Here is a 12,968-nt window from a genome sequence, read left to right as displayed (position 1 = left end):
CGCTACTCCTCACTGGCCGGGGCATCGGTGTACTGCGCGACGCCGGCCGCCGCCCACTCGGCGACGACACGGCGCGATTCGGCCGGTTCGAGTACAGTGACGATCCCGACCAATCCCGCGACCAGTCGTTTGAGGGCGTGGGAGTGGGCGACCCGCAGAGTGGTGCGCGTACGACCCCCCGTACCGACCGGAATCGACCGTTCGGGGCGATAGTCGGCGAGCAACGGCAATGCCGCGGTTTCGAGTTCGAGTCGCACGTCCAGGTCGCCGCTGGAGGCCTGGAACAGGGTATCGGGCAACAGAATATCCGCGGCGTGCGTGCTGCGTGCTCTGCTGGTCGTGCGCGGGTCGCTGATGCGATCGAGACGGAAGGTGCGCACCGCTTCGCGGAGATGGCACCAGCCGCGCAAGTACCAGTCGTTGTCAACAGATTCGATGCGCAGCGGATCGACGAGACGGTGTTCCTGAGCACCGCGGGCGTTTAGGTAGTCGAACTCGACCTGCATCCCCGACGTGAGAGCTGCCTGGAGGAGCACACGTGTCGCCCCGCCATCGCGCCGCGCGACGGCGAGTTGGGTCGGCGGCGCCGACGCGCCGCGGGTCAATTTGGCCATCAGCGATGCAATCGCATCCGTATCAGCATTGTCGGGTAGGGCCGAGAGATATTGCAGGCCGGCGATGAGCGCTGCAGCCTCCCGGGCCGAGAACCTGGGCGAATCGTCGATGGCGACCTGATGGGTGAGGACGATGCGGTCGTTCAGCTCGAATTCATCCCAGAGGATGTCGAAGAGATCGCCGTGCAAATACTGACGGGTTTCTCCGGGAATTCCGGATAAGGCGATGAGACTGACCAGGGAGCGCACACGTTCAGGGGGCAGGTCGAAATGCTCGGCGACCTCCGTGACGGTCACCCGACCCTGCTCGATCAGGTACGGAACCAGCGAGAGCAGGAGAGTGAGCTGGTCGCTGGCGATTCGCGACTGCGCGGCCGTCGTGGCCGGTTGCGTTTTGGGTTGCGTCAGGCGGCGGCGCGGCGCCGCTCCGGCTTCCCCGACCGGCAGGTCGGGCGAATGAGCATCGCGAACAGCGAGCAATCGGGTGGTCACGGCCGTGCGGAGCGCGGGAGGACCAACGACGAATACTTCCGGCCCGAAGGCTGCCAATTCGTCGGCGAGAACGTGCAGGTCGGTGAAATGCACGACGCGCTCCGGGCTGGACGCCGGGTCAGTTGCCGGGATTCCCGACTGACGCGCGCCGAGGCGCACTGCCGCGTCGGTGCCCGGCTGCACCAGGACGTGCGCGACGTTGCTCGCCCACAGTTCTTCCAATTCGGCCAGGGCGCGGGCACTGTCGGCGGACGTGTCGTTGGCAGCAGCGGTGACCGGGGACGGGAACGCCGCCGGTACGACCTTGACCGCTCCGACGATGCGCGAAAGGAGGAAGGTGCGCGGAGCATGAGCGACTTCATCGGTCGCGTAGAGGTGCCAGCGCCCCTCATGCTGCACGAGCGCCCGGGGGACGACCACACGACGAAGCGGTTTCCTGTTGCCCGGTTTGAGGTAGAGAAAGGCCACTACCTCGGTGCGATCCAGCGCTTTGCTGAGCGGGTCAAAGCTATGGTCCCGCGTGCGCAGCAACGGTGCGTAGCCGAGCACAGGTTCGCTCGAGTCGACGCCGAGCGAATTCAACTTGATCAGGGCGCGACGGGATTCACCGGACAGCGATCCTTCACGCCAGACCGTGCCGGCGAGTTTGAGCAGCGACACTTCGTCGGGAGTGAAGGTCACATCGGCCGGGAGGTCGTACAACCCTTTCGGTATGCGATAGCGCAAGTGATGGTTGCTGCCCGGGTCGTCCGGCGTCTCGATCGTCTCGAGGGGAATGCCCAGTTCGCGAATGTCGTCCTTGTCGCGCTCAAATTGGCGCTCCAAACTGCCATTGGGTCCAGCGATCAGGAATCGCTGCCGATAGCCCTGAACGTTGGCGAGGATATCCGCCTTGGTCAGCCCGGTGTCCGTCGCTACGAGCGCCAGGACCAGGCTGAACAGACGTTCCGGAGCGGTGACCGGGCGCGGTTTGGGCGCGTCGCCGCGTTCGTCTGGGTCGACCGGGGAAGGCACGAGGTCACTCCCGCCGTTTAGTTAATGCCGAGGATGTCGAAGACGAAGATGAGCGTGGAATCGGCCGGAACTGCGCCCGACGCGGTCTTACCGTAGGCCTGTGTGGGCGGAATGACGGCGACGATCTGCGACCCGACGGTTTGCCCGGTGAGAGCCGCTGCCATGCCGGGGATGAGCTCAGTGGGAACGAACTCGACCGGGCTGCCGTTCGCCCAGCTGGAATCAAAGACCGTCTTCTCTTTCCAGAGCACTCCGGTGTAGTTCAAGGTGACCGTCGAATCTTCCAGGACCTTGGCCCCAGTGCCCTTCTTGAGGACCCCGATTTCAAGTTCAGTGGGCGCATCGCCGGACGGCACCACGATGCCGGGCGTGCCGTCGGCGTCCAGGACGACCGCGGGAAGACCGTTGGCGACCAGCTGGTCTGCACCGTCGGCGCGAGGCAGGAAGGCCTTCACGATGTCGACCACGAGCACGAGGGAGTCCGTCGCCGCGATCTGGAACTGTTCGTTGCCGCCGGCTGGTCCGAAGGCGTCCTCGGGTGCGATGACGATGGCGACACGTGCCCCGACCTGGGCGCAGAGCAGACCGTCGACGAATCCAGGAAGGGTGCTCTCGTTGAGGATGATCGGGACGGCCGTTGAGCCGTCGAAAGCACTCTGCTGGATCGCAGCACCGGTCGTACCGTTGTAGAGGTTGAACTCTGCGGTGATCTTCTGTCCGGGAACGATGTTGTCCCCCGAACCCGCAATCACCTCGGTGCGCTGGGTGGACGCGGACTTGAGGGGCGTCGGGAAAGTGACCTCCGGTGCTGAACCAAAGTCGCCGGAAACTTTCACCAACTCGGAGGCGGCACCCGCGGAGATCGGTGCGTCACAGGAGGCCTGGGCCGTGCCGGGGCTGGCACAGGCGGTCAATGCCGCCATCACGAGTCCGGCGGTGGCGATCAGCGCGGATGCTTTGCGCACAAGTCCTTCTTTCGATACGGGGTTGCTGCAGCACTGGGCGCTGCGCTGGATGCTGTGGGGTCGATCTGTGACCGGGTGGCGCGGCCGAGGCCTCGCACGTAGTACAACCGAAACGGGCCGGGCCCTATCCTAACCGGCGTCGAGGTCTCGAGCTTTGGAGAGGTCTGCGCTGGTCCCGGCGATCCGCACGCGTTTGCGCATGACCTTGGCACTGACATTGCGCTCACCGAGCGCCCCGGGCGTCCACGCCTCGACGTCGGCGTCACTGAAGTCGGTCTTCGACGGTCGCCGTTTCAGTTCGGGCAGAATCGTGTCGGGAGCGAGCCGTCTGGCGGTGATGAGAAAGCCGGTGTGGCCGATCATGCGATGGTCTGGGCGAACGGCGAGTCCCTCGACGTGCCAGCCACGAATCATGGTCTCACTGGAGTCCGGGTTGGTGTACAACCCGGTACCCCGAATGGCCTCGGCCACGCGAGACAGCTGCGTCACCGTGGCAACGTAGCAGAGCAGGACCCCGCCGGGCTTGAGGGCGTCGGAAACCGAGCCAAGGCACTCCCACGGTGCCAGCATGTCCAGGACGACGCGGTCAACGCTCTGCGCCGGCAGGGTCTCCGGCAGGGTTTCGGCGAGGTCACCGAGCGTGATGGTCCAGTTCTCCGGATCGTTGCCGAGGAACGTGGCGATATTGTCCCGGGCGACGTCGGCGAATTCTTCCCGCCGTTCGAAGGAAGCGAGCCGACCGGCCGGACCGATCGCCCGCAGCAGCCAGAGCGAGAGCGCTCCCGAACCGACCCCGGCTTCGACGACAGTGGCACCGGGAAAGATATCGGCCTGGGCCAAAATCTGTGCAGCATCCTTGGGATAGATGATGGCCGCGCCGCGCGGCATGCTCATCACGAAGTCCACCAGCAGGGGGCGCAGCGCAAGATGCTCGACCCCGACGTTGTTGGTGACGACCGATCCATCGGGCTGCCCGATAATGTCGTCGTGCGCGAGAATTCCGCGATGCGTGTGAAAGGTCAGGCCAGCCTGGAGCGAAATGGTGTTCATTCGCCCCTTCGGTCCGGTGAGTTGCACGCGGTCGCCGACGCGAAAGAGTCCACTGTTTTGGATTACCTGGTTGTTGCTCATGCGAGTGGTGCGCTTTCGTGTTGGGCAGCCCGGGTGGGGGCGAGAAGATGAACGGGTTCGGAAAGTTCAGCGGTGGAGAAACGATAGAGCGCTGCCAGATCATCAATCGTGCGACCGACCAGCGTCGGCCAGCGGGTGTAGTCGTCGCTTTCGGGCAGGTCGATCTGGTGGGGCACAGCGATGGTGATGGTACCGGCGGCCACAGCCGAGGCGACGCCGGGAACGGAATCCTCAATGGCGATGCACCGGCGCGGATCGACGCCGAGCCGTTCGGCGGCCACGAGGTAGGGGTCAGGGTGCGGCTTGCTGTTGGCGACCATATCGCCGGCGATAACCAGGTCGAACGCGGGAAAATCGATCAGGTCGATGATCTGCCGAGCCATGCGCTCGACCGACATAGTGACGAGCGCGGTCGGCACTCCCGCCGCCTTCAACTCCTGCAGGAGTTCACGAGAACCGGGGCGCCAAGGAATACCATGCTCGGCCAGCTGCTGCTGCACCCGGTCGGTGAGGCGAGCGACAATGGCGTCTGGCGTGAGATCCACCCCGCGGGACTGCAGAATCGCCGCAGAGTTCCACAATCCGGAGCCGACCAGCAGCATGCCATCATCATGCGTCCAGACGCCGCCGAATTCAGCGACCAGCTCCGTTTCCGCACGCATCCAGTACGGTTCGGTGTCGACGATGGTCCCGTCCATGTCCCAGAGGACGGCGGCGGGAAGGGAAACGGGCGCGGAGGGCGGCACAGGAGAAACATTCACGGGGTTCAAGTCTAGGGCCACCGCCTATCCTTGACTGAGGCGCTCCACCGGGAGGCCGAAAGAATTGAGGACTTACACGGTGACTGACGGTATTGGGTTTCTGGGCGGGCGGCTTCTCGTCGTTGCTTTCGAGGGCTGGAATGATGCCGGCGAAGCTGCGACCGGGGCAGTGCGTGCACTCAAGGACCTCCTCGACGTCGAGGTCATTACCGAGGTCGATCCGGAGCTGTACTTTGACTACCAGTTCAACCGACCGACCGTGTCGACCAATGAAGACGGCGTGCGTGCCATCGGATGGCCGAGCGCGATCATGTACGGACCGACGGCCGCCGGCCCGGTCAGCGTTCCGCTGGCCGAGGACGCCGAGTTGCGGGTCAGTGGTACGAATGCCGGCAACATCTACCTGCTCATCGGTACCGAACCGTCACGAAGTTGGAAGAGTTTTGCGGCGGAGATTCTCGACGCTGCCCTCGCCGCTGATGTCAGCGGTGTGGTGTTTCTGGGAGCGATGCTCGCCGACGTTCCGCACACCCGACCCATTTCTATCTTCGTGTCGAGCGACAATTCGAAGGTGCGCGGCGAATTGCAGATCGAACGAAGCAACTACGAGGGGCCTGTCGGCATTCTCAGCGTGCTGTCGGACGCCGCCGAGACGGCGGGCATTCCGACGCTGTCGATTTGGGCATCCGTTCCCCACTACGTGCACAACGCGCCGTCCCCCAAGGCGATGCTGGCCCTGATCGACAAGCTGGAAGAAGTGATCGACGTCGTGATCCCCCGTGGGGCGCTCGTCACCGAGGCAGCCGAATGGGAAACCGGGATCGATGTGCTGGCCGGTGAGGATGAAGAGATGGCCGCCTACATCGCCCAGCTCGAGCAGGCCCGCGATACCGTCGACTCCCCAGAAGCGAGCGGCGAAGCCATCGCGCAGGAATTCGAGAAATACCTGCGTAAACGCGGCACTGACGGACGCGATGGACGCGCTGACGGGCCGGGCAGCCGGCCAGAGGGCCCGCGGCAGTAAGTTCTAAAGCTCCACGCCGAGCAGGGCATGGACGGCGCGATGGACGAGTTCAGGGGTGTCAACGGTGTCGGCTGCAGCGTGGTCGAGAATGCGCAGCGCCTCCGGCGTGTCCAGATCGTGTCGGAGAGCCAGACGAAGCGACTGCACGATTGCTGTCGCTGAACCGGAGGCACCGGCGCCGAACGTGGCATCGGCACCGAAGGCCGCCGACCAGCGGGCCAAACGCTCCACCCCTTCGTCGAGCAGGGAGGACGTCCACTCCCAGTCGGTGCGATAGTGGCGGTTGAGCAGGGCAAGACGAATGGCCCGGGGATCGATGCCCCTGGCCCGCAGGCGCGACACCAGCACGAGGTTTCCGAGCGACTTGCTCATCTTCTCCCCCCGGTAGGCGACCATGCCGGTGTGGCTGTAGACGCCGGCGAGCGGATGCCCGGACAGCCCTTCCGCGTGTCCGGCGCTCATGTCGTGGTGCGGGAAGATCAGGTCGGACCCGCCGCCCTGCACGGTGAAGTCGGTGCCGAGCTCCTTCAGGGCGATGACCGAGCACTCGATGTGCCAGCCGGGTCGCCCCGCACCGACGAGGGATTCCCAGGCCGGTTCTCCGGCCCGGGCGGCCCGCCAGAGCAGCGGATCGAGACGGTCGCGCTTGCCCAATCGGTCGGGGTCTCCCCCGCGCTCAGCGAACAGTCGGAGCATGCTCACCAGGTCGAGGTTGCTCTCCTCGCCGAGCGTCCAGCCCGTGTTCGCTTGCGCTGCTGCGATATCGAAGTAGAGATCAGCGGCGATCTGCCCGTCAGCACCGGCCACGGCATCGTCGGTCGGCACGGGGTAGGCCAGCCCGGCATCGCGAAGCGCGGCGACCGCCTCAGCGATCTCGTCGATGACCTCGGTCACGGCGACGAAATCGTCCGGTGGAATGATGCTGAGCGCTTGCATATCGGTACGGAACAGCTCCACCTGCGATTCGGCGAGGTCGCGCCAGTCCACGCCGGTCGCCGTCGCCCGCTCCAGGAGCGGGTCATCGACATCCGTCACATTCTGGGCATAGTGCACCCGGAAACCGGCGTCGATCCAAACCCGCTGCAGGGTATCGAAGGCCAGGTAGGTGTTGGCGTGACCAATGTGCGTCGCGTCGTAGGGCGTGATGCCGCAGACGTACAGACGGGCCGCATCCCGCGGCTGCGCCAGCACCAGGCTGTCCGTTTTGGTGTCGTGGAGCCAGGGAGCACTGGATTCCCCGGGGACAGAGACAATTTCGGGTCGTTCCCATGCACGCATACAACCAGCCTAGCTTTCAAAGGGCGGTCGCCCTGCGAGCGGGCTAGGCGGAGATGACGTTCGTGCCGAGGAGCACGAACAGCACGATGCCGAGCACGATGCGGTAGATCACGAACGGCAGGAAGCTGCGCTTGGAGATGTAGTTCATGAAGAACGCGATCACGGCGAGGGCCACGAAGAAGGCGATGACGGTGGCCACGAGCGTTTCCAGCGGGCCGAAGATTTCGGGCGTGCAGTTGGCTGCGCCGCCCAGACACGGCTCGGCAATGGACTTGTAGATCTGGAAGAAGCCGCTGCCGAGCACCGCCGGAATGGCCAGTAGGAAGGCATAACGGGCAGCGGCAGCGCGCTCATAGCCGAGAAACAGTCCGGCCGTGATGGTTCCGCCGGAGCGCGACACCCCAGGGATGAGGGCGAGGGCCTGGGCGAATCCGAAGATGACGCCGTGACCGACCGTGATGTCCTGCAGCATGCGCCGTTTGGCTCCGACATGATCGGCGATTCCGAGCAGAATGCCGAAGACGATGAGCATGGTCGCGGTGATCCACAGCGACCGCAGCACGGTCTCGATCTGGTCCTGGAACAGCAGTCCGAGGATGATGATCGGCAGCGAACCGAGAATGATGAGCCAACCCATGCGGGCATCCGGATCTGTGCGGGGAACGCTGCCCCCGAGCGATCTGGCCCATTGGCCGATAATGCGCACGATGTCGCGCCAGAAAAAGATCACCACGGCCGCCTCGGTGCCGATCTGGGTGATGGCGGTGAAGCGTGCCCCCGGATCTTCGCCGGTGCCCAGAAACTGGCCGACGATGGCGATGTGCGCGCTCGACGATACCGGGAGGAACTCGGTCAGGCCCTGGACCAGACCCAGGATGATCGCATTCAGAAAGTCCACACGCTTCGCTTTCTCAGATTATTCAGGGGATGCCCGCTCCGCGTCGGATCCAGGGCTTGCTAGTAGCTGGAGAGCAGGTCGGTCAAAACCCGCCTGCCAAACACTAATGCGTCGAGGGGCACTCGTTCATCCACGCCGTGGAACATGGCCGGAAAATCGAGGTCGGCCGGCAGTCGCAGCGGGGCAAACCCGTAGCCCTTAATGCCGAGCGTGCTCAGCGCCTTATTGTCCGTTCCGGCAGACAGCAGATACGGCAGCACCGGCGCGCCGGGATCGTGGCGTTCCAGGGTACTCACGACAGCGTCGATCAGCGGGCCGCTGAACTCGGTCTCCAGGCCGATATCGCGGTGCATCGTCACGATTTCGATGTCCGCACCGACGATGTCCTGAATCTGAGCGAGCACGAGGTCTTCCTCCCCCGGCAGCGAGCGGATGTCGATCAGCGCCTCGGCCGCGTCCGGGATCACATTGTGCTTATATCCGGCGGTGAGGCCGGTCGGGTTGGCGGTCGTGCGCAGGCTGGCCTGGATGAAGCCGGAGGCGGTGCCGGTCGCCAGGGCGAGCTCGTCGGGGCCGACCTGCTGCGGATCAACGTCGAGAATGCGTGCGATCTCGCCGAGCAGCTGTTCGGTTGTGTCGGTGAGCCGAATCGGCCACTCGTGACGCCCCAGTTTTGCCACGGCTTCAGCGAGCCGGGTGATCGCGTTGTTCGGATGCATGCGGGAGCCATGCCCGGCCTCGCCGCGGGCCACCAACTTGATCCAGATGAGGGCTTTCTCTCCGGTTTGCAGCAGGTAGGCGCGTTTGCCGCCGAGGGTGATGGAGTACCCGCCGACCTCGCTGATCGCCTCGGTCGCACCGTCGAACAGGTGCGGGTGTTCGTTCACCAGAAAATGGGAACCGAGCACACCGCCGGCCTCTTCATCGGCGAAGAAGGCGATGACCAGGTCACGCTCCGGCGCACCGCCGGAGCCGATCACGTCCTGCAGGGAGGCCAGAATCATGGCGTCCATATTCTTCATGTCGACCGCGCCGCGCCCCCAGAGCAAGCCGTCCTTGATGACGCCGGCGAAGGGGTCGACACTCCAGTTCGCCGGGTCGGCCGGCACCACGTCGAGGTGCCCATGCACGACCAGGGCCGGGCGGGAGGTATCGCGACCCTGCACCCGCGCCACCACACTGGTGCGGCCGGGTTCGGAATCGAACAGTTCCGGCACGAGGCCGAGGGCTCGCAGCTTCTCAGCAACGTACTCGGCGGCATCCGTTTCACCGTTTGAACGACCCTCTCCATAATTTGTGGTGTCGAAACGGATGAGATCGCGCGCGATTTCGGCGGTCAGATCGAGTTTCGCAGCGGCCGTTCCGGGTGACGCACCCGCTGAATCAGCGGAACTTGCGGCTGGAATCGTGTTCGGGGAGGAAGCCATAACCACACGCTACCCGTCGCCAACGGGTGCAGTGACACAACGGGCGTTCTAAACCGTGCTAAGTTGTTACCTCGGCAGCCGGTTCATCCGGAGGCCGTTTCACCCAGTCCGGGTGGCGGAATTGGTAGACGCGCTGGCTTGAGGTGCCAGTGCCCGTTAAGGGCGTGTGGGTTCAATTCCCATCTCGGACACGGAGATTTCTTTCAAGAAATCAACGAGGACTGGTTGAGACAGTTCACAAGGCCGGATCCCCTGGATCCGGCCTTGTCTCGTTAAGATTCATAGCAGTGACGGGAGTCGGTCAGGACAGGATGTCCCTGGTCACGAATCGGCTGTAGGCCAAAGCCCCGAAAACGGCCACGTAGCAAAACTGTACGATCGAGTTCTGGCCAAACGAACCCAGGTCGAGCGGTTGCCGGAGCAGATCGGCGAAGCCGAGCCAGTAGTGACTGAACAGCCACGGGTGCAGCCAGTCGAGCTGCGGGATGACGTCGAGTATCTGCGCGATCACCGAGACCACGATTGTTGCCGCCATGGCTCCGACGGGCACATCGGTGAGGGTAGAGATGAACAGTCCGATCATGGACAGTCCGAGCAGCGACACCGTGACGTACGCGGCCACCAGCAGCGACCGCAACAGCGATTCAGGCACGCTGATGGTGTCGCCGGAGAGCAGAGTCACCGGCCCGACCGGGAACAGTGCCGCGCCGATGAGTGCGCCGGACACGGTCAGCGTCAGCGTCGCGACGAGGCAGAACAGGGCAGCGCCGGCGTATTTGACCAACAGCAGCCGTACGCGGCCGGCTGGGGCCACCAGGAGGTAGCGCAGGGTGCCAAGGCCCGCCTCCCCCGCGATGGTGTCTCCGGCGACGACTCCGATGGTCAGTGGCAGAAACAGCGGAATGGCGACCACCATGGCGGTGAAGCCGACGAACAGGCCGTTCTGGGTGACCCGGTCGAGGAACGGCGGCCCCTCCCCCGGGTCCAGCGTCGACGAGGACAGACGCACAGCCACGGCGAGCAAAATCGGGATGAGCGCCACCGCGATGAGCATGGCCCAGGTACGACGACGACGAAACAGTACGGAGATCTCCGAGCCGAGCAGATCCCAGCCTCCCGCGCGGGCTGACAGGACGCGCTCCGGCGTCTGTGGCAGGACTTCACTGGACGACATCAAAACCCTCCCCGGTCAGTGCGACGAAACGTTCTTCCAGGCTGGGTTCCACGATGGCGAAACCACGGATGCGCACGCCACCGGCCACGAGAGCCGTCACGATGGCCTCCGGCTGCCAGTTGGTGTCCCCGAGCGGCGCAACGACGACCGCGTCGGCGGCATCGCTCGTGGCGTGTGCTGGCCCGAGCCCGAGGTGGGTGAGCACCCGGAGGGCGCCGGCGGCGTCCGGTGTGCGCAGGTGGACCCGTGATTCGCCCACCTGCCGCAGCTGGGCCAGGGTGCCCTGCGCGACGAGGCGGCCCGCACTCATCACGGCGGCGTGCGTGCACATCTGCTCGACTTCGGCGAGCAGATGGCTGGATACGAACACGGTCGTGCCCTCGGCGGCCAGCGAGCGCACGAGGCTGCGCACTTCACGCATGCCCTGCGGGTCGAGGCCGTTGGTGGGCTCATCGAGCACCAGCAGCTCGCGTGGGAGGATGAGCGCGTTGGCGATGCCGAGCCTTTGTTTCATGCCCAGTGAATAGGCGTGCACCTTCTTATCGGCAGCGTGGGAGAGACCGACCCGTTCGAGAGCACCCTGAACTCGGGCCCGACGGGTACCGCGTGGAGCGAACCGATCGGCGGTATCGAGGCGCCGCAGGTTTGCCGCACCGGACAGAAACGGGTAAAAGGCCGGACCTTCAACGAGGGCGCCGACGCGGGGCAGCACCTCGCGCAGTCGGGCGGGCATGGACTGACCGAGCAGGCTGATGGTGCCGCTCGTCGCCTGGCTGAGTCCGAGGAGCATGCGGATGCTCGTCGTTTTGCCCGATCCATTGGGCCCGAGAAAGCCGAAGACCGAGCCGCGCGGCACCATGAGGTCGATGCCGTTCACCGCCGTTTGCGAGCCGAATTTTTTGGTGAGCCCCCGGGTCTCGATCGCCAGGCCGTGACCCTGGCTTGCGGCTGTCACGGTGCCGGTCATCGTGCCGTGCGCAGGATGCCGGTCCCGGACACCGTCGTCACTCCGCGGCGGCCTGCAGCGCGGCGAGCGGAACCGCGCCGGCGAACACCCGCCCGTCGTTGCTCAGGAACAGCGTGACGAGGGAGGTGGTCACGGCACGGCCACCGTCGACGGCCGTGGTCAGCTGGTCAAGCATGGGGTTGGCGCTCAACTCGGCCGGCACGGCCGCTGCCGGCACCTCAACGATGGTGGACCAGCCGGTACCCGTCACGACGGGAACCTGGCCCGCTGCCGGGCTGTGATCGCCCGGCTGGTCGCCGTTAGCGCCTTCCGTCGGAGCCGGCATGGCCTGTTCCGTCACGGTGGCCGTGGCCGGGGGCGTGAAGGCGAACAGGTCGGCGTTCGGGGCCGCGAAGTCGATGGCGGTGAAGCCGACCTGGAATGCCGGCGCGCTCTGGCCCTGGGCCAGCACGGTCACCTGAAGCGGCAGCCCGGTTTCGGAGTCAACGGCGATAGAAACGGATGCGACGAGCGTTTCAGTCGTTTTTGGCGTGAGGACCAACTCGTACACGCTGCGCCCCGCGACTCGGGCATCGGTGCCGACCGAGACCGTCGTACTCGGGTCGAGCTCGCCGAGGAAGCGCTCGGCGAGCTGTGCCGGCGTCGCGAGGTCGGTGGGCAGCTGTGACTGCAGTTCGGCGGACTTCGCCTGGGCGGTGGCTTCGAGGTCGAGGCTCAGGTGAGTCGCCGCGTTCGTGCTGGAGTCATACAGCCAGATGTCTCCGCCGTTGTGCACGACATCACGTTCGGCCATGCGGTCTTTGATCTGCACCCGGGACTGGCTTTCGCCGCCGACATACACTCGAAATTCGTGCGAGCCGCTCAGCAATTCGAGGGCCGTGGTCACTCCCAAAGGAATAACGCTGTCGTTGCCTTCGGGCAGGGCTCCCGTCATGGTTTCGCTCATGCCCGCGCTGAGGTCTAATGACGGAAGGCCCAGGTCCGCTGATTGTTCAACGGTTCCCGAGAAAGCGGACACCGTGCTGTCGTTCACCAGAAGGAGAACCTGCTCCGGTGTCTTGTCCGGCAGATCGACGGTGGCACCGGCCTGGAGCGGCACAGCAATGACGGCAGCGAGGACGACTGCCGGAACGACGAACGCCGGGAGCCAGCGGAGAGAATTTCGAGACACGAGCTTCATACCGCGATCGTACGCCCCGTACGCCGCACTCAACCGGTGGGGT

Annotated in this window: 11 protein-coding genes and 1 tRNA gene; 2 read left to right on the top strand and 10 right to left on the bottom strand. The window is 65.1% G+C overall.

Annotated features, from left to right (window positions below; all coding sequences use genetic code 11):
• Positions 1-2 precede the first annotated feature (2 nt).
• From E3T46_RS18400 to E3T46_RS06440, 4 genes are all read right to left on the bottom strand, one after another.
• Complete coding sequence (locus tag E3T46_RS18400; protein WP_241980493.1) at positions 3-2,120, bottom strand: WYL domain-containing protein; 2,118 nt, start codon at positions 2,118-2,120, stop codon at positions 3-5.
• Between the two features lie 17 nt (positions 2,121-2,137).
• The gene (locus tag E3T46_RS06450; protein WP_134577895.1) at positions 2,138-3,085 is read right to left on the bottom strand and encodes an FKBP-type peptidyl-prolyl cis-trans isomerase; all 948 of its coding nucleotides are present in this window, start codon (positions 3,083-3,085) and stop codon (positions 2,138-2,140) included.
• 129 nt (positions 3,086-3,214) lie between these two features.
• Entirely contained in the window at positions 3,215-4,216 is a 1,002-nt protein-coding gene (locus E3T46_RS06445) for a tRNA (adenine-N1)-methyltransferase (RefSeq protein WP_092448598.1), read from the bottom strand.
• Positions 4,213-4,977 (bottom strand): HAD family hydrolase, encoded by a 765-nt coding sequence (locus E3T46_RS06440; protein WP_277870929.1) that lies wholly within the window; start codon positions 4,975-4,977, stop codon positions 4,213-4,215. Before E3T46_RS06440 ends, E3T46_RS06445 begins: the two co-directional genes overlap by 4 nt.
• Positions 4,978-5,056: 79 nt before the next feature.
• Between E3T46_RS06440 and E3T46_RS06435 the strand changes: the two genes are divergently transcribed.
• On the top strand, positions 5,057-6,001 hold the full coding sequence (locus tag E3T46_RS06435; RefSeq protein ID WP_134577894.1) for a PAC2 family protein: 945 nt from the start codon (positions 5,057-5,059) through the stop codon (positions 5,999-6,001).
• A 3-nt stretch (positions 6,002-6,004) separates the two neighbouring features.
• On the opposite strand, the gene mshC is transcribed toward E3T46_RS06435, so the two are convergent.
• Genes mshC through E3T46_RS06420 form a run of 3 tightly spaced genes read right to left on the bottom strand, consistent with a single transcriptional unit; the run spans position 6,005 to position 9,604 of the window.
• On the bottom strand, positions 6,005-7,279 hold the full coding sequence (mshC, locus tag E3T46_RS06430; RefSeq protein ID WP_134577893.1) for a cysteine--1-D-myo-inosityl 2-amino-2-deoxy-alpha-D-glucopyranoside ligase: 1,275 nt from the start codon (positions 7,277-7,279) through the stop codon (positions 6,005-6,007).
• Between the two features lie 43 nt (positions 7,280-7,322).
• Entirely contained in the window at positions 7,323-8,177 is an 855-nt protein-coding gene (locus E3T46_RS06425; protein WP_134577892.1) for an undecaprenyl-diphosphate phosphatase, read from the bottom strand.
• 59 nt (positions 8,178-8,236) lie between these two features.
• Positions 8,237-9,604, bottom strand: coding sequence for a M20/M25/M40 family metallo-hydrolase (locus E3T46_RS06420; protein WP_134442055.1), 1,368 nt, complete (start codon positions 9,602-9,604; stop codon positions 8,237-8,239).
• Positions 9,605-9,710: 106 nt separating this feature from the next.
• Here E3T46_RS06420 and E3T46_RS06415 point away from each other — a divergent pair.
• A tRNA-Leu gene (locus E3T46_RS06415) sits at positions 9,711-9,795 on the top strand.
• Positions 9,796-9,905: 110 nt separating this feature from the next.
• On the opposite strand, the gene E3T46_RS06410 is transcribed toward E3T46_RS06415, so the two are convergent.
• The 3 genes from E3T46_RS06410 to E3T46_RS06400 are packed head-to-tail and all read right to left on the bottom strand — an operon-like array spanning position 9,906 to position 12,925.
• Positions 9,906-10,778 (bottom strand): ABC transporter permease, encoded by an 873-nt coding sequence (locus tag E3T46_RS06410; protein WP_134577891.1) that lies wholly within the window; start codon positions 10,776-10,778, stop codon positions 9,906-9,908.
• Positions 10,765-11,745 (bottom strand): ATP-binding cassette domain-containing protein, encoded by a 981-nt coding sequence (locus tag E3T46_RS06405; protein ID WP_134442057.1) that lies wholly within the window; start codon positions 11,743-11,745, stop codon positions 10,765-10,767. Before E3T46_RS06405 ends, E3T46_RS06410 begins: the two co-directional genes overlap by 14 nt.
• Positions 11,746-11,782: 37 nt before the next feature.
• Positions 11,783-12,925 carry a DUF2092 domain-containing protein gene (locus tag E3T46_RS06400; protein WP_134577890.1) on the bottom strand — a complete coding sequence of 381 codons (1,143 nt, stop codon included), beginning with the start codon at positions 12,923-12,925 and terminating at the stop codon, positions 11,783-11,785.
• Positions 12,926-12,968 lie beyond the last annotated feature (43 nt).

The sequence above is a fragment of the Cryobacterium sp. Hh11 genome, from assembly GCF_004404045.1.
GTDB classification, from domain to species: domain Bacteria; phylum Actinomycetota; class Actinomycetes; order Actinomycetales; family Microbacteriaceae; genus Cryobacterium; species Cryobacterium levicorallinum.
Note: the sequence above shows the minus strand (reverse complement) of the source record. Positions and strands in the feature narration are given on the sequence as shown.

Bases quoted from the DNA above. Each gene is read 5' to 3' on its own strand.
- E3T46_RS06445 (WP_092448598.1), bottom strand. From the start codon at position 4,216: ATGAGCAACAACCAGGTAATCCAAAACAGTGGACTCTTTCGCGTCGGC.
- mshC (WP_134577893.1), bottom strand. From the start codon at position 7,279: ATGCGTGCATGGGAACGACCCGAAATTGTCTCTGTCCCCGGGGAATCC.
- E3T46_RS06420 (WP_134442055.1), bottom strand. From the start codon at position 9,604: ATGGCTTCCTCCCCGAACACGATTCCAGCCGCAAGTTCCGCTGATTCA.
- E3T46_RS06410 (WP_134577891.1), bottom strand. From the start codon at position 10,778: ATGTCGTCCAGTGAAGTCCTGCCACAGACGCCGGAGCGCGTCCTGTCA.
- E3T46_RS06405 (WP_134442057.1), bottom strand. From the start codon at position 11,745: ATGACCGGCACCGTGACAGCCGCAAGCCAGGGTCACGGCCTGGCGATC.
- E3T46_RS06400 (WP_134577890.1), bottom strand. From the start codon at position 12,925: ATGAAGCTCGTGTCTCGAAATTCTCTCCGCTGGCTCCCGGCGTTCGTC.